Raw genomic sequence first — 14,615 nt, 5'->3', positions numbered from 1 at the left:
GAGCGGCCGCGCGTCCCCCGTCACCCACCGGTGACCCGTCGCGTCATACCGCGGTGCGGGGCCGCCCCGTATCATGGTTCGGGTGACCAAGGTTGACCTGTCACCTCGTCCGGTGGAGGCGATGTCCCCCCGTCAGCTGGAACGCCGCGGATCCCTCCTGTCCGCCGCCCTGGGCCTGGTGACCGAGATCGGCGTGGAACGCCTCCAGATGAAACAGGTGTCGGAGCGCTCCGGCGTGGCCCTCGGGACCGCCTACCGGTACTTCTCGTCGAAGGACCACCTGCTCGCCGCCGCGATAGCGGACTGGCACCGGCTGCTGCTCGCCGACCTGGTCGGCGAGGTGGGGGCGGGGCGCAGCGCCTCGCCGACCGAGCGGGCGGTGCGGTTCGTGCGGCGGGGGATGCGGGCGTACCAGCGGCAGCCGGAGCTGGCCCGGCTGCGGGTGGCGGTGGCCACCTCCACGGACCCCTTCGCCAGCGAGGCGCTACAGGGCCTGGCCCGGGCGGACCGGGCGGCGCTGGGGGCGGTGCTGCCGGAGGTCCCGCCGGCCCCCGGGGAGCTGGTGCGGCACATGGTGGGGCACGCCTGGCAGGGCGAGTTGACGTCCTGGGTGACCGGGCGGACCACGCTGGACGACGCCCGCACCCGGCTGGAGGAGATGGTCCGGATGGTGCTGACGCCGTACGAGCCGCCCCCGGTCCCGGCCGCCTGACCCGCCGCCTGACCCGCCGTCGGCCGCGCCGCCCGCGGCGTTCCGCCGACCCGCTGCGCCCCCGCGCCGACCCGCCGTGCCCCCGCCGCGTTCCGGCGTGCCGCGCCCCCTCCTGGGCCCGGTTGTGGACATAGTGCCCCGTATGCCCACGCCTTCGGAGCCCTCGACGGACCGTCAGCCCGCCGCGCCGGACGCCGGCGCCCTCCCGCTGGACCGGGTGGTGTTCGGGGTCGGCGCGGCCGCCGTGCTGGGGGTGGTGGCCTGGGGGGTGTGCGCGGAGGACTCGCTGGGCCGGGTCTCGGACACCGGGCTGGCCTGGGTGCTGCACAACTTCGGCTGGCTGTTCGTGGTGGCCGCGGACGTGTTCCTGCTGCTCGCGGTGGTGCTGGCGGTCAGCCGGTTCGGCCGGGTCCCGCTGGGCCGGGACGGTGAGGAGCCGGAGTTCTCCACGCTGGCCTGGGTGGCGATGATGTTCTCCGCCGGGATGGGCATCGGCCTGCTGTTCTACGGCGTCGGCGAGCCGCTCCAGCTGTACGCGCAGCCGCAGCCGGGCTCCGGCCCGGCCCCGCAGAGCGCGGCGGCGGCGCAGCGGGCGCTGGAGTTCTCGCTGTTCCACTGGACGCTGCACCCGTGGGCGATCTACGCGGTGGGCGGTCTGGCGCTGGCCTACACGACCTTCCGCAAGGGCCGGGGCAACCGGATGTCGGCGGCGTTCGTGCCGCTGATCGGCGAGCGCGGGGCGAACGGCTGGCCGGGCCGGCTGATCGACCTGCTGTCGGTGTTCGCCACCGTGTTCGGCTCGGCGACCAGCCTGGGCCTGGGCGCGATCCAGGTGGCGGGCGGCCTGGGCTACGTCACCGACGTCCGGGCCACCGAGGGCGTCGAGCTGGTGGTGATCGCGGCCCTGGGCAGCGCGTTCGTGCTGTCCGCGATGTCGGGCGTGCACCGCGGCGTGAAGTGGCTGTCGACCGTCAGCGTGGTGCTGGCCGCCCTGCTGATGGTGTTCGTGTTCGTGGTCGGCCCGACCGTCTTCGTGCTGGACGCGCTGCCCTCGACGGTCGGCGGCTACCTCTCCGACCTGGTGGTGCTGGCCACCCAGACCGGGGCGTTCACGGACGAGGACTGGCTGGGCACCTGGACGGTCTTCTACTGGGCGTGGTGGCTGTCCTGGGCCCCGTTCGTCGGCACCTTCATCGCCCGGATCTCCCGGGGCCGGACGGTGCGCCAGTTCCTGGTCGGCGTGCTGCTGGTGCCCAGCGGGGCGACCGCGGCGTGGTTCGTGGTGATGGGCGGCTCGGCGATCCGGCTGCAGGCGACCGGCGCGGCCGACCTGGTGGCCACCATCCCGCGGGGCGCGGACGCCGGGCTGTTCGAGATGCTGAAGGCGCTGCCGCTGGGCGCGGTCACCAGCGTGGTCGCGGTGCTGCTGGTGATGCTGTACTTCATCACCTCCGCCGACTCGGCCGCCCTGGTGCTCGGCTCGCTCTCCGCCGGCGGCGCCCTGCACCCGCGCACCTGGCTGGTGGTGGTCTGGGGCGTGCTGATGGCGGGCGTGGCCGCCGCCCTGCTGCTGGCGGGCGGGCTGACCGCGCTGCAGAACGCCACCGTCCTGGTCGCGCTGCCGTTCGTGCTGGTCATGCTGGGGCTGTGCGTGGCCCTGGTGCGCGAGCTGCGCACCGACCCGGCGGCGGGCGCGCCCCACCCGCGTCCCGCGCACGGCCTGCGCGACGCGGTCGGCACCAGCGTCGGGACGGAGCACCCCGACCGGTCTCGCCCGCAGGAGTGAACCCGCCGTCGGGCCCGCGGCCCCCGGCCGGCCCGGCAGCCTGTGCGGCGCCCGGCCGAGCGCCCGGCCGAGCGCCCGGCCGAGCGGCCGACTCCCGGACCTCCGCCAAGAGTGCGCCCTGGTCAACGCCGCCCGGCGGCGGTGGCACCCTGGTCCGTGTCGGACCCACGCCGAACGGCGGGCCGGGCGGCCGTCATCCGCCCGCGCCCGCCCCCGCCACCCCGCCGCGCGTGCCGCCACCCCCGCCACCGCCCGCATGCCGCCCGCATGCCGCCCGCCGCACCGCGCGCGTCCACGGTCAGGCGTTCGACCTGCGCGGATGCGGGAGCGGGGGTTCCGACGCCGAGATCCCTTCCAGACTTCACCCGCGTTTCGCGACCGCGTAACACCCGGCTGCCAGGCTCTCCACCATGAACGCCCGCACCGTCTCCCCGGCCCAGGACCCGCGCTTCCCGCTGCCCCGCCGCCACCGCCGCCTGCTCGCCTGCGCCGCCGTCGCGGCCTCGGTGGCGCTGGGCTCGCTCGGCGTCGGCGCCACCGTGGAGACCGTCCGGCAGCAGGCCCCGACCGCGCAGGCGGCCCCGGCCGGCCGCTGAGCCGAACGAGTGGTGGACCCGGCGCCCGGACCCGATACTGGGACTGACCCGGCCGGAAGGGAGTCCACCATGGAGACCGGCACCGTACGGTGGTTCGGCATCGAGCACGGCTACGGCTACATCACCCCGGACGCGGGCGGCCCCGACGTCACGGTCTACTACGACTCGGTGATCGCCGACACCGACGCGCACCGCTTCCTGCACCAGGGCCAGCGCGTCCGGTACGACATGATGCGGGAGGAGCCCCGCGCCGTCGCCGAGCACGTCCGCCCGCTCACCTACTGACCGCCCACCTGCTGACCGCCCACCGATCACCACCGATCACCCACCGGCCCGGCACCGACCGCGCCGGCCGACCGGGCGTCCTCACGCCGCCTGCCGGTCCCGCCCCCGCCCGGCCGCCGGGGCGGTCGCCGGGCGGGAGTGGCGGCCGGTGCCGGTGGGGGGCTCGGGTTCGGCGCGGGGGGCGTAGCGGGCGGCGGGGGCGAGCAGCAGCCAGGTGCGGCCGGCCGGGGCGGCGAGGCCCATCCGGTGGAGCAGGTCGAGTGCGTCGCGGCGGAAGGCGGCGAGGTCGGCGAGGTAGCCCGCGTCCCAGCCGGCGCTCATGCCGTAGTCGTCGGTGATGTCGCCGAGGGTGCCGTCGATCAGGGCGTCGGGGACGAGGACGGCGGGCGGGGCGTTCTCGGTGGCGGCCGGGCGGAGCTCCTCGACCAGGCGTTCGGCGAGCAGCAGGGCGGCCTGGGCGAGGGTGCCGGGGCCGGGGAGGGCGAGGTCGGTGAGTTCGTCGGCGGGGTCGAGCAGGGCGACGCCCTCGGCGCGGATCTCGGCGGTGAGGCCGAGGAAGTCGGCGAATCGTTCCGTCTCGGCGGGGGCCGCGGCGAGCAGGTGGGCGCGTTCGGCGGGGGCGAGTCCGTCGTAGCGGACGACGGGGGTCTCGGCGAGCAGGCGGCGGACGGTCACCTCGGGTCCGGCGGCGGGCAGCGGGGGCGCGGTGAGCAGGTCGGCGGCGAGTTCGGCGGGCGGGCGCCACGCGTCGAGCAGGGCGCGGACCGGGGCGGGGGCGGCGGCGGCGGGGGCGGCGGAGCCGCCGGCCAGGGCGCGGGCGAGGGCGGCGTACCCGGCGGGGTCGAGTCCGGCCAGGGTGCGGCCGGGCAGCGGGGCCTTGTGCAGGCGGGCGTGGGCGGGACCGAGGGTGAGCCGGTAGCCGAGCAGAGCGTGGAAGTGTTCGGCGAGCGCCTCGGCGTGACGCCGGATCAGCGGGAGCGCGGCGCCGTGCGGCCCGTCGGCGGTGACCAGCGGGTGGGCCATCAGCAGCCGGGCGGCGGTGCGCAGTTCGGCGGTGGCGGCGAGGGCGCCGGCGGCGGCGGGGCGTTCGGGTTTGCGGTGCCGGCCGCCGCCGGTGGGGCGGGTGCCGGCCTGGGCGGGCGCCTCGCGGCGTATCCGGCGGTAGCCGAGCGGCCGGAACAGCGGCGAGGTGCTGTGGTGGACGGTGGGGCCGTGCCACCAGCTGGTGCCGGGCGCGGGTTCGGCCTGCTGGGGTGCGCCGCCCAGGTGCCGGGCCCCGTACGCGCCGAACACGGCGGTGGCCAGCAGGTCGGCCTCGGCGGGTCCGGCGGCGGCGAACCGGGCGGCCAACTCCTCGGCCGCGGCGGCGGGTTCGACGGCCGGCCGACCGCCCGGACGGCCGACCGGGCGGGTCTGCGCCGGGCCGTCCGCGGCTGCCCCGGGGCGTGCCTGGGCGGCGAGCCGCCCTGCCCCGCCCGTGCGCCGCGTCCCCGTCCCGCCGGTCGCCGTGGCGAGGCCGGCGGCTGCTTCGTGCCGCTCCATGTCGGTGCCAAGCCTAGACGCCGCACCGCTCGCTACGCGCCGGTAACAACCTCTTCCGCCGGCCGCCGCCGTCGCCTAGGGTTCCGGGCATGCCACACCTGCCCGATGTCGTGCTCTGGTCGATACCGGCCTTCGTGCTGCTCACGGTCCTGGAGATCGTCTCGTACCGGTTCCATCCGGACGAGGACGAGCGGGGCTACGCCGTGAAGGACACCGCGACGAGTCTGACCATGGGTCTGGGCTCGCTGCTGTTCGACGCGGGGTGGAAGATCCCGATCGTGGCGATCTACTCGTTCCTCTACGAGTTGACGCCGCTGCGGGTGCCGGTGCTGTGGTGGACGGTGCCGCTGATGCTGCTCGCCCAGGACTTCTTCTACTACTGGTCGCACCGGGGCCACCACGTGATCCGGGTGCTGTGGGCCTGCCACGTGGTGCACCACTCCAGCCGGCACTACAACCTGTCCACCGCGCTGCGCCAGCCCTGGACCTCGGCCACCAGCTGGGTGTTCTTCGTCCCGATGGTGCTGGCGGGCGTGCACCCGGCGGCGCTGGCGTTCTGCTCCTCGGCGAACCTGGTGTACCAGTTCTGGATCCACACCGAGCGGATCGGGAAGCTGCCCCGCCCGGTCGAGTACGTCTTCAACACCCCCTCGCACCACCGGGTGCACCACGCCTCGCAGGGCGGCTACCTGGACCGCAACTTCGGCGGCATCCTGATCGTCTTCGACCGGCTGTTCGGCTCCTTCGCGGCGGAGGCCGAGCGCCCGGTGTTCGGCCTGACCAAGAACATCGGCACCTTCAACCCGCTGCGGGTCGCCACCCACGAGTACGCCTCGATCGCCCGGGACGTCCGCGCCGCGACCACCTGGGGAGACCGGCTGCGCCACCTGGCCAAGGGCCCGGGCTGGCAGCCCGGGCCGCGCACCGAACCCCCCGCCACCGCCGCCGGACCGGAGAGTGCCACCGCATGACCCCCGCCCGTGACCCGCGCACCGCGCGGGCCCTGCTGTTCGCCTTCGCCGCCGTCTCGGTGGCGCACCTGCTGGCGATCGCCGTCCACCTGACGCCCCTGCAGTACGCCACCAAGCCGCTGCTGATGCCGCTGCTGGCGGGCTGGGTGTGGGCCGCCGCGAAGCCCGGCACGCCGCGGCTGCTGGTGCCGGCGCTGCTGTTCGGCGCGGGCGGCGACATCCTGCTGGAGATCGGCGGGACGGTGGCGTTCCTGGCCGGGATGGGCTCGTTCGCGGCCGGCCACGTCTGCTACGTGACGATGTTCGTGAAGCTCGGCGCGCTGGCCGACCGCCGCCGGGCGCTGGTCGTGGCGGGCTGCTACGCGGTGGTCTGGGCGGCGCTGATCGTGCTGCTGTGGCCGGACCTGGACGCCGGGATGCGCGTCCCGGTGGCGTGCTACAGCCTGCTGCTGGCCGCCACCGCGGTGACCGCCTCGCAGGTCAACGTGCGGGCGGGGCTGGGCGGGGCGCTGTTCCTGTTCTCCGACACCCTGATCGCCACCGACCTGGCGGGCTGGCGGCACCTGCCCGCGCACGGCTTCCTGATCATGCTGACCTACCTGGTCGGCCAGTACCTGCTGACCCTCGGGACGCTGGAGCGCACCACCCGGACGGACTGAACGCGCGCGGAAGGGCGGCACCCGCTGCGGGTGCCGCCCTTCCCCGTGCCGTCTGCCGCGGGGGACGCGCGGCCTGCCGAGTACGGTGGGTTCGTACCGGACGGCCGCTCAGGAGGCCCGGCCGGAGGCCGCGCCCCGGCGGCGCAGCAGCCAGAACCCGCCGATGCCGGAGGCCACCAGGCCCGCGCCGACGGCCAGCCGGGTGCCGTCCACGCCGACCGAGCCGCCCAGGCCGGTCTCCACCCCGCCGTGCGGGATCCGGGCGCCCTCCCAGACCCCGGCCCCGGCGGCCGAGCCGCTGCTGGCGGCGGCGGCCGCGATGGCCACCGCGCCGACGAAGCCGTCGCCGTTGGGGCACTTGCCGTCGATGCCCCAGGACGAGTCGGTGGTGGTGCGCTTGGCGGCGGCCGCGGCCATCTCCTGTTCGGAGATGACGGTGGCGCTGCCCGAGTACTTGCCGTCGGGGCCGACGCTGAGCGTGGTGGAACCGCCGGCGAAGGCCAGCGAGGTCGCGGTGACGGTCTTCTCCGTGCTGCTCGCGCACGTGACACTGACCGAGACCGACTGCCCGGGCTGGGCCTGCGCCGGGCTGACCCAGGCGGGTTCGCCGCCCTTCGCGGACGCGGGAGCGGTGCCGGCCAGGCCGAGCAGGACGGTGGTGCCGAGCAGTGCGGCGGCGGCGGTGCGCGTCGGGCGCATGCCGTACCTCCAGGGGGTCGGAGTGGGGGCAGCGGGCGGGTGTCCGTCCCGCTACTCCTAGTTGCCGCCCACGCTAGGCAGTGCCACCCGGCCCGGCGAACCCGTGCAGCCGTTCGAGTCCGTCCCCGGCCGCCACGGGCGCGCGGGCCGCTCGGGACGGGCGGCCCGGCGGGCGCGCTACTCGTTGCGGGCGGCCTCCGGCCCGGTGATCCGGCGCAGCAGCGGCAGGGTGGCGCCGATGACCGCCAGCGCGGCGCCCAGCCCGGCCGCCACCACCAGGTAGTAGTCCGCGTCGAGGGCGTGCAGGGTGTACTCCAGCTGCGAGCGCAGGAACAGGTCGGCGGCCAGCAGGCCGACGCCGATCGCCACCGCCGAGACCACCAGCAGCGGCACCGCGGACTCCATCAGCACCACCCGGCGCAGCACCGGCAGCGGCACCCCGCTCAGCCGCAGCAGGCTGAACGGCCGCCTGCGCTCGCCGAGCGCCCCGGCGGCGCCGACCGCCAGGCTGCAGCCCGCGATCGGGAAGGTCGCCAGGATCACCACGTCGGCGAGCTGCCGGTAGGACGCCAGCTCGCTGCCGGACAGCTTCCGCTCCTCCGCCAGGGTCAGCGACTGCCGGACCGCCGGGTACGCGGCGTCCACGACCGTCCGGGCCCGCTCGACGGCGGCCTGCGAGCCGTCGGTGCCGACCACCACCCGCACCACCGGGAGCGCCGCCGCCTGCTCGGCGGTGTACGGGGCGGCGGGCCACTCGTCGCCGGTGTGGTCGCGCCGGCCGGCCCAGACGTTCGGGACGTACGCCGTCGCCGCGCCCGGCGCGCAGTGGCCGAACACCCGGACGGCGTCCAGGCGGCGGCAGTCCACGGCCTGCGCCACGTCGCGCTCCTCGCCGTCGCCGACCCGCACCGCTCCGGGGACGGGGTGGACCAGCAGCGCGCCGTGCACGCCCGGGATCGCCGAGAGGCGGTCGAGCAGCCCGGGCGGGGCCGGGCGGCCGGGGGCAACGGGGCGGCCGTCCGGGGCGTAGCCGTTGCCGAGTTCGTCGGTCAGCACGTGGTCGAACGGCCGGCCGCCCTCGGGACGGCCGCGTTCGGCGGTCATCGCGGTGATGATCCCGACCGTCGCGGTCATCACCAGCAGGGCCAGCACCAGGCCGCTGACGGCCCGGAACCCGGCGGTCGGGTCGTCGGCGAGGCGGCGTGCCGCGATCAGGGCGGCCGGGCGCCGGGTGCGCCGGGCCAGCAGGGCGGCGGCCCGCCCGGTCAGCCAGGGGCCGGAGAGCACCAGGCCCAGCACGATCAGGGCGAACGCGGAGAGGTAGCCGCGGGTCTGGCCCTCGACCGAGGAGGGGTGCCGGAGCAGGAAGACCGCCAGTTCGGCGAGCCCGGCCAGCAGCGGCAGCACCCGCCAGGCCCGGGGCGGCTTCGGGGTGGCCCGGCGGCTCACCCCGAGCGGGGAGATCCGCACCCGGCGCAGCGCGATCCGGGCGGCGACGGCCGCCGCCAGCGGAACGCCCAGGGCGACGCCCGCGAGCTGGAGCGGCGTCAGGGTGAGGTCGGAGGGGAAGAACCGGTCCCCGCTCAGCGCCAGGTCGGCGACCGGGCCGCGGACCGCGAGGTGGGGCAGGAAGCCGAGCAGCACGCCCGCGGCGGCGGCGAGCACGGCCTCGACGGCGGAGACCGCCGAGACCTGCCGGGGGGTCGCGCCGACCAGGCGCATCGCGGCGAAGCGGCGTTCGCGCCGGGTGGCGGTCAGGCGGGTGGCGGTGCCGATCAGGATCAGCACGGGGAGCACCAGGGCGCCGGTGGCGACGGTCAGGACCAGCGCGATGCCGTCGGACTTGATGCCGACCACGCAGTCCGCGCACCGGTCGGGCGGGGTGGTGGCGACCCGGTCGACCAGCGCGGCGCCCGCCAGCTCCTGGAGGGCCTGCGGGGTGCGGCCGACCAGGGCGACCAGGCTGTCGGGGGCGGGCAGCGCGTCCTTGCCGAGGACGCCGATCCGGTGGCCGGGGAAGCGGTCGCCGAGCTGCTCGGGGGGCGTGGCGTCGACCAGCTCCGCCAGCGCGGGCGACAGGTAGTACTCGCCGTCGGCGGGCATCCGGTCCACGCCGGGCGCGAGCGCGGCGGAGGCGCCGGTGAGCGCGACGTCGACCCGGCCGATCTCCCGGCCCTGGAAGCTGTCGCGCCGGGTCAGCCACCACATCGGCGCGTTCCGGTCCGGGTCCCCGCCCGCCGCGTCCCCGCCCGCCGCGTCCGCGCCCGACGTGCCCGTGTCCGCCGCACCCGTGTCCGCGTCCGCCGTCCCCGCCGCCTCCCGATCGGCGGGGGCGGCCGTGAGACCGGTGTTGAGCCAGGCGTAGCGGTCGTTCTGGGCGTGCACGGCGTTGACGGCCGCGAGGGTGGTGAGCAGCAGTCCGACGCCGACGGCGACGGCGACGGCGGTGACCAGCAGGCGGGTCAGTGCTTCGCGTCCGCCGCTGACGGCGAGGCGCAGGCCGAGTCGGATCACGCGGCGGCCCACCCGGTCGGCGAGGTGGCGCGGCCGTCGCGGACGACGGCCTCGCGGTCGGCGTAGGCGGCGGTCCGGGCCTCGTGGGTGACCAGGACGACGGTGGTGCCCTGGGCGCGGGCGGCGTCGACCAGCAGGTCCATCACGTGTTCGCCGGTGAGCGAGTCGAGCGCGCCGGTGGGTTCGTCGGCGAACAGGACGCGCGGCTCGGCGACGAGTCCGCGGGCGAGCGCGACGCGCTGCGCCTGGCCGCCGGAGAGTTCGCCGGAGCGGCGCCCGCCGAGGCCGTCCAGGCCGAGCCGGGGGAACCAGGCGCGGGCCCGGGCCAGGGCGTCGGCGCGCTTGGCACCGCCGAGCAGCAGCGGCAGGGCGACGTTCTCCTCGGCCGTCAACTCCGGTACCAGCTGGCCGAACTGGAAGACGAAGCCGAAGCTCTCGCGGCGCAGCGCGCTGCGCCGCTGTTCGCCGAGGCGGTCGATCCGGCGGCCGTCGAAGTGGATCTCGCCGCTGTCGGGGGTGAGGATGCCGGCCAGGCAGTGCAGCAGGGTGGACTTGCCGGAGCCGGAGGGGCCCATCACGGCGAGGATCTCGCCCGCCCCGACGGCCAGGTTCGCGCCGCGCAGGGCGGGGGTCTCGCCGAAGGAGAGGGTGACGTCGCGGGCTTCGATCAGCGGGGCGGTCATCGCCGGGCCACCTCCGCGGCGAGGGCGTCGAGCCGGGCGGCGGTGAGGTCGATCCAGCGCAGGTCGGACTCCAGGTGGAAGAGGCCGTGGTCGGCGAGCAGGGCGTCGACCAGGCTGCCGGAGCGCTTGACTTCGGTGAGTTCGCGCATCCGCTTCAGGTGGGCGGCGCGCTGGGTGTCGAGGTAGTGCTCGGCGTCGCGGCCGAGCATCAGGGCGAGCACGACCTTGCTGAACAGCACGGTCTGCAGGTGGGGTTCGGCGGCGACCGGCTCGCGCAGCCAGTCCTCGAACTCGGTGGCCCCGGCCTCGGTGATCACGTACCGCTTGCGGTCCGGCCCGTCGCCGGCCTCGGGCTCGCCGACCACCACCTTCCCGTCCCGGGCGAGCCGCCCGAGGGTCGCGTACACCTGGCCGAAGGGCAGCGGCTTCCCGCGCCCGAAGAAGGCGTCGTAGTCGCGCTTGAGGTCGTAGCCGTGGCTGGGCTCGCGTTCGAGGAGCCCGAGCAGGGTGAGGGGAACGCTCATGGCCGGAGCGTACGCCGCGCGTACACTCCGCGTCTATACACTCGAAGAATACTGGCGCACGGACCTTCGACCCACTAGCCTCCACCTGGGGTTTCACCGATGAGGGGGCACGGTGCGGTTCGGACCACTGAAACACCTCACGACGAAGGCGGACACGCCGCTCGGCGAACTGCTGCTGCACCGGCGGCAGTTGAGGAAGGACGCCTTCGGCCTGCCGGCGGTCAACGGCCCGGAGGCGTGGTCGCTGAACCTGGCCGGCCGGCCGCTGGCCGAACTGCCCGGGTTCGCGCTGCACACGGGGCGGGGCGCCGAGCTGCGCCGGGGCGCGGTGGGCAGCTTCGAGGGCGCCGAACTGCGGATCGTCGTGCGCGGCGGCCTCCGGCGCTCCCGCCGCCGGGTGGAGTTCCACGGCGGCGGGCGTACCCTGTGCTTCGTCCGCCGGGGGCTGGCCCGCGCCGAACTGCTGGAGGACGGGCGGACGGTGGCCCGCAGTTCCTTCCGGGGGTGGGAGCAGGAGGGGGCCGACCCGCTGCGGGTGCTCGCGCTGGCGGTGTACACCTGGGCGGGGCTGGACCGCGCCAACGCCAATCCGGTGCTGTGCGGCTTCCTGTCGGCCGTCCTCGGCGGGCTGCTCTCCTGACCCGGGCTCAGAGGTCGAGGTCGACCACCACCGGCGCGTGGTCCGACGTGCCCTTGCCCTTGCGGGCCTCGCGGTCGACGTAGGTGTCGGTGACGGCGTCCGCGAACGGCTTGTTGGCGTACGTCAGGTCGATCCGCATGCCGCGGTTCTTCGGGAAGGCCAGCGCCCGGTAGTCCCAGAAGGTGTACGGCCGGTCGTACTTGAGGGGGCGCGGGACGACGTCCCGCAGGCCGGTCTCCTGGAGGGCGGTGAGGGCGGCGCGCTCGGGGGCGGTGACGTGGGTGAGTCCCTCGAAGACGGCGACGTCGAAGACGTCCTCGTCGGTGGGGGCGACGTTGAAGTCGCCGAGCACGGCGAACGGGCGCCCGCCCGCGGCGTCCTCGCGGACGGCGTCGCGCAGCGCGGCCAGCCACTCCAGCTTGTAGCGGTAGTGCGCGTGGTCGACCTCGCGGCCGTTGGGCACGTACACCGACCAGACCCGGACCGGGCCGCAGGTCGCGGCGACGGCGCGCGGCTCGACCACCGGGAGCGGCGCGTCCTCGGCGAGGTAGCCGGGCTGGCCGGGCAGGTCGCGGACCACGTCCTCCAGGCCGATCCGCGACAGCAGGGCCACGCCGTTCCACCGGCCGTCGCCGTGCGCGGCGGAGGCGTAGCCCAGTTCGGCGACCGCCTCGGCGGGGAACGCGTCGGTGGCGCACTTGAGCTCCTGGAGGCAGAGCACGTCCGGTGCGGCGGACTCCAGCCACTCCAGCAGCTTGGGCAGCCGGGCGGTGACGGAGTTGATGTTCCAGGTGGCGATGCGGACGGTCACGGCGGCCTTCCCTCGGCGGTGCGGACGGACGGGGCACCCGGCGCGCGGGCCGGACACCCCGTCCGAACATACCGTCCGCCACCGACGGCGTCCGGCAGCTGACGGCGGCTCAGCGCGCGGGCCGCACCACCCCCGCCGCGCCGCCGCCGCGGCGGACCGGTTCGGCGGCGGCCAGCCAGCGGCCGTCCGGGAGCCGTTCGACGCCGGTGGCCGCGCCGATCTCCGGGGTGGAGGTGAACACGTGGCCCAGCGCCTGGAGCCGCGCCGCCTCGGGCGAGGCCAGGAAGGCCGGTTCGGCCTGGGTGGCGGCGGTGTTGCGCTGGCTGGCCCGGGGCGCGGCGATGGCCTGTTCCAGCGTCAGCCCGCGGTCGACCCGGCCGGTGAGGACCTGGAGCACGGTGGTGATGATGGTCGCGCCGCCGGGCGAGCCGAGCGCCAGGTACGGCTTGCCGCCCTTGAGCACGATGGTCGGCGAGATCGAGGAGCGCGGCCGCTTGCCCGGGCCGGGCAGGTTGGGGTCGGGGACGCCCGGCGTGAGCGGCGCGAAGTTGAAGTCGGTCAGCTCGTTGTTGAGCAGGAAGCCGCGGCCGGGCACGGTGATGCCGCTGCCGCCGGTCTGCTCGATGGTCAGCGTGTACGCGACCACGTTCCCCCAGCGGTCGGCGACCGTCAGGTGGGTGGTGCTCTGCCCCTCGTACGGTTCGGCGGCCGGCTGCCCGCTGCTGCCGCAGGCCGCCGGGTGGTACGGGTCGCCGGGGGCGAGCGGGCTGGTCAGCGCGCGGTCCGGGCGGATCAGGCAGGCCCGGGCGGCGGCGTAGGACGGGGAGAGCAGTTGGCGGGTCGGCACCTGCACGGCGCTCGGGTCGCCGACCCAGCGGTTGCGGTCGGCGAAGGCGATCCGGCTGGCCTCCAGGTAGCGGTGGTCGTACCGGAGCGGGTCGGCGAGGTCGGCCCGGCTGCTGCCGGACAGGATGTTGAGCGCCTCGCCGACGGTCGTCCCGCCGGAGGAGGACGGCGCGATGCCGTACACGTCCAGGCCCCGGTAGTTCACGTGGGTCGGGTCCTGGGCGCGGACCCGGTAGGCGGCCAGGTCGGCGGCGTCGACCCGGCCGGGGCGGGCGTTGCGGCCGGAGGCGGGGTCGACCGGCGGGTGCTGGAGGGTGCGGACGATGTCGGCGCCGATCGGGCCCCGGTAGAGCGCGTCGGTGCCCCGGCGGCCCAGTTCCCGGTAGGTGGCGGCCAGGTCGGGGTTGCGCAGGGTGGAGCCGACCGCCGGGAGCTGCCCGTGCGGCAGGAACAGCGCGCGGCTGGCCGGGAAGTCCTGGAACCTGGCCCGGTTGGCGGCGGTCTGGTCCTGGAAGGTCTGGTCGACGGTGAAGCCGCGGTCGGCGATCCGCTCGGCGGGCTCCAGCACCTGGCCCAGGCTCCGGCTGCCCCAGCGGCGCAGCGCCTGCTCCCAGGTCGCGGCGGTGCCGGGCACGCCGATGGACAGGCCGCTGGTGACGGCGTCGTCGAAGGGCAGCGGGGTGCCGTTCTCCAGGAACAGCGAGCTGTCGGCGTGCCGGGAGGCGGTCTCGCGGCCGTCGATCGTCTCCACCTCGCCGGTGCGGGCGTCGTAGTGGACGAAGTACCCGCCGCCGCCGATCCCGGCCGAGTAGGGCTCGGTGACGCCGAGCGCGGCGGCGGTCGCGACGGCGGCGTCCACCGCGTTGCCGCCGCGCCGCAGCACCTCCAGCCCGGCGGCGGTGGCGTCGGCGTCCACGCTGGCCACCGCCCCGCCCCAGCCGACCGCGACCGGCTGCTTGCCCGGCGGGGCCTGCCCGGCCTGATCGGCCCGCGCGGGGGCGGCGGCGCCCAGCAGGCCGGTGGCGGTGAGGAGCGCGAGGGCGGGGACGAGACGGGCGCGGGCGCGCATGCGGCCTCCCTGGGTCGGCGTCGGTCCCCCGTTCTCCCACACCCGTCGCGCACGCGACAAGGCGCCGCCCCGGGCTGGGCCGAAAACAAGTCGAATACGTGACAGGGCGCCAAGTCGCCGTAACAACAGGCCCGTTCGGACGTTCACGGGCTGGTCCGCCGGCCCGGCGGGGCGCGCGGGGCGGGGCCCGCCGGCCACCCGTCCGGGTGCCGCGGCGGGCCGCAGTGTTGCCGCGCGTTGCGGCGGCATGACATTTAATCCGGCTCATTGACGTAAAT

General features: G+C 76.2%; 14 protein-coding genes. 7 read left to right on the top strand and 7 right to left on the bottom strand.

All coding sequences use genetic code 11. The annotated features are described in order from the left end of the window. Positions 1–82: 82 nt before the first annotated feature. The 4 genes from ACIP60_RS02520 (at position 83) to ACIP60_RS02505 (ending at position 3,379) form a co-directional block, all read left to right on the top strand. Positions 83–712: a TetR/AcrR family transcriptional regulator gene (locus ACIP60_RS02520; protein WP_400679153.1), complete on the top strand. Its 630-nt coding sequence runs from the start codon at positions 83–85 to the stop codon at positions 710–712. A gap of 142 nt (positions 713–854) precedes the next feature. Then, positions 855–2,498 carry a BCCT family transporter gene (locus ACIP60_RS02515; RefSeq protein ID WP_400679151.1) on the top strand — a complete coding sequence of 548 codons (1,644 nt, stop codon included), beginning with the start codon at positions 855–857 and terminating at the stop codon, positions 2,496–2,498. A 410-nt stretch (positions 2,499–2,908) separates the two neighbouring features. Next, the gene (locus ACIP60_RS02510) at positions 2,909–3,094 is read left to right on the top strand and encodes a hypothetical protein (RefSeq protein WP_400679149.1); all 186 of its coding nucleotides are present in this window, start codon (positions 2,909–2,911) and stop codon (positions 3,092–3,094) included. A 69-nt stretch (positions 3,095–3,163) separates the two neighbouring features. Then, positions 3,164–3,379 carry a cold-shock protein gene (locus ACIP60_RS02505; protein WP_100839466.1) on the top strand — a complete coding sequence of 72 codons (216 nt, stop codon included), beginning with the start codon at positions 3,164–3,166 and terminating at the stop codon, positions 3,377–3,379. Between the two features lie 81 nt (positions 3,380–3,460). Here the strand turns inward: ACIP60_RS02505 and ACIP60_RS02500 are convergent, their stop codons facing one another. Further along, positions 3,461–4,921 (bottom strand): DUF2398 family protein, encoded by a 1,461-nt coding sequence (locus tag ACIP60_RS02500; protein ID WP_400679146.1) that lies wholly within the window; start codon positions 4,919–4,921, stop codon positions 3,461–3,463. Between the two features lie 89 nt (positions 4,922–5,010). Between ACIP60_RS02500 and ACIP60_RS02495 the strand changes: the two genes are divergently transcribed. Together ACIP60_RS02495 and ACIP60_RS02490 are read left to right on the top strand one after the other, a co-directional pair. Next, entirely contained in the window at positions 5,011–5,892 is an 882-nt protein-coding gene (locus tag ACIP60_RS02495) for a sterol desaturase family protein (protein WP_400679144.1), read from the top strand. Beyond that, positions 5,889–6,551, top strand: a complete 663-nt coding sequence (locus ACIP60_RS02490) for a lysoplasmalogenase (protein ID WP_400679142.1) — start codon at positions 5,889–5,891, stop codon at positions 6,549–6,551. The genes ACIP60_RS02495 and ACIP60_RS02490 overlap by 4 nt, the downstream gene beginning before the upstream one ends. Before the next feature lie 108 nt (positions 6,552–6,659). Here the strand turns inward: ACIP60_RS02490 and ACIP60_RS02485 are convergent, their stop codons facing one another. The 4 genes from ACIP60_RS02485 to ACIP60_RS02470 all read right to left on the bottom strand — a co-directional run bounded on the left by ACIP60_RS02485 (position 6,660) and on the right by ACIP60_RS02470 (position 10,971). Continuing rightward, positions 6,660–7,250: a hypothetical protein gene (locus tag ACIP60_RS02485; RefSeq protein WP_400679140.1), complete on the bottom strand. Its 591-nt coding sequence runs from the start codon at positions 7,248–7,250 to the stop codon at positions 6,660–6,662. 177 nt (positions 7,251–7,427) lie between these two features. Next, positions 7,428–9,764 carry an FtsX-like permease family protein gene (locus ACIP60_RS02480; protein WP_400679137.1) on the bottom strand — a complete coding sequence of 779 codons (2,337 nt, stop codon included), beginning with the start codon at positions 9,762–9,764 and terminating at the stop codon, positions 7,428–7,430. Next, positions 9,761–10,447: an ABC transporter ATP-binding protein gene (locus ACIP60_RS02475; protein ID WP_400679134.1), complete on the bottom strand. Its 687-nt coding sequence runs from the start codon at positions 10,445–10,447 to the stop codon at positions 9,761–9,763. Before ACIP60_RS02475 ends, ACIP60_RS02480 begins: the two co-directional genes overlap by 4 nt. Then, positions 10,444–10,971 (bottom strand): PadR family transcriptional regulator, encoded by a 528-nt coding sequence (locus ACIP60_RS02470; RefSeq protein WP_400679131.1) that lies wholly within the window; start codon positions 10,969–10,971, stop codon positions 10,444–10,446. Before ACIP60_RS02470 ends, ACIP60_RS02475 begins: the two co-directional genes overlap by 4 nt. Before the next feature lie 112 nt (positions 10,972–11,083). Between ACIP60_RS02470 and ACIP60_RS02465 the strand changes: the two genes are divergently transcribed. Beyond that, positions 11,084–11,611 carry a hypothetical protein gene (locus ACIP60_RS02465; RefSeq protein WP_400679129.1) on the top strand — a complete coding sequence of 176 codons (528 nt, stop codon included), beginning with the start codon at positions 11,084–11,086 and terminating at the stop codon, positions 11,609–11,611. Between the two features lie 7 nt (positions 11,612–11,618). Here ACIP60_RS02465 and ACIP60_RS02460 read toward each other — a convergent pair whose 3' ends face one another. Together ACIP60_RS02460 and ggt are read right to left on the bottom strand one after the other, a co-directional pair. Continuing rightward, entirely contained in the window at positions 11,619–12,422 is an 804-nt protein-coding gene (locus tag ACIP60_RS02460; RefSeq protein WP_100839472.1) for an exodeoxyribonuclease III, read from the bottom strand. A 109-nt stretch (positions 12,423–12,531) separates the two neighbouring features. Next, entirely contained in the window at positions 12,532–14,337 is a 1,806-nt protein-coding gene (gene ggt, locus ACIP60_RS02455; RefSeq protein ID WP_400679125.1) for a gamma-glutamyltransferase, read from the bottom strand. Between the last annotated feature and the right edge of the window lie 278 nt (positions 14,338–14,615).

This window comes from Kitasatospora sp. NPDC088783, assembly GCF_044750705.1.
Taxonomy (GTDB): domain Bacteria; phylum Actinomycetota; class Actinomycetes; order Streptomycetales; family Streptomycetaceae; genus Kitasatospora; species Kitasatospora fiedleri.
This window is presented reverse-complemented; position numbering and strand designations above follow the sequence as displayed.

Bases quoted from the DNA above. Each gene is read 5' to 3' on its own strand.
- ACIP60_RS02515 (WP_400679151.1), top strand. From the start codon at position 855: ATGCCCACGCCTTCGGAGCCCTCGACGGACCGTCAGCCCGCCGCGCCG.
- ACIP60_RS02510 (WP_400679149.1), top strand. From the start codon at position 2,909: ATGAACGCCCGCACCGTCTCCCCGGCCCAGGACCCGCGCTTCCCGCTG.
- ACIP60_RS02505 (WP_100839466.1), top strand. From the start codon at position 3,164: ATGGAGACCGGCACCGTACGGTGGTTCGGCATCGAGCACGGCTACGGC.
- ACIP60_RS02500 (WP_400679146.1), bottom strand. From the start codon at position 4,921: ATGGAGCGGCACGAAGCAGCCGCCGGCCTCGCCACGGCGACCGGCGGG.
- ACIP60_RS02495 (WP_400679144.1), top strand. From the start codon at position 5,011: ATGCCACACCTGCCCGATGTCGTGCTCTGGTCGATACCGGCCTTCGTG.
- ACIP60_RS02490 (WP_400679142.1), top strand. From the start codon at position 5,889: ATGACCCCCGCCCGTGACCCGCGCACCGCGCGGGCCCTGCTGTTCGCC.
- ACIP60_RS02485 (WP_400679140.1), bottom strand. From the start codon at position 7,250: ATGCGCCCGACGCGCACCGCCGCCGCCGCACTGCTCGGCACCACCGTC.
- ACIP60_RS02475 (WP_400679134.1), bottom strand. From the start codon at position 10,447: ATGACCGCCCCGCTGATCGAAGCCCGCGACGTCACCCTCTCCTTCGGC.
- ACIP60_RS02470 (WP_400679131.1), bottom strand. From the start codon at position 10,971: ATGAGCGTTCCCCTCACCCTGCTCGGGCTCCTCGAACGCGAGCCCAGC.
- ggt (WP_400679125.1), bottom strand. From the start codon at position 14,337: ATGCGCGCCCGCGCCCGTCTCGTCCCCGCCCTCGCGCTCCTCACCGCC.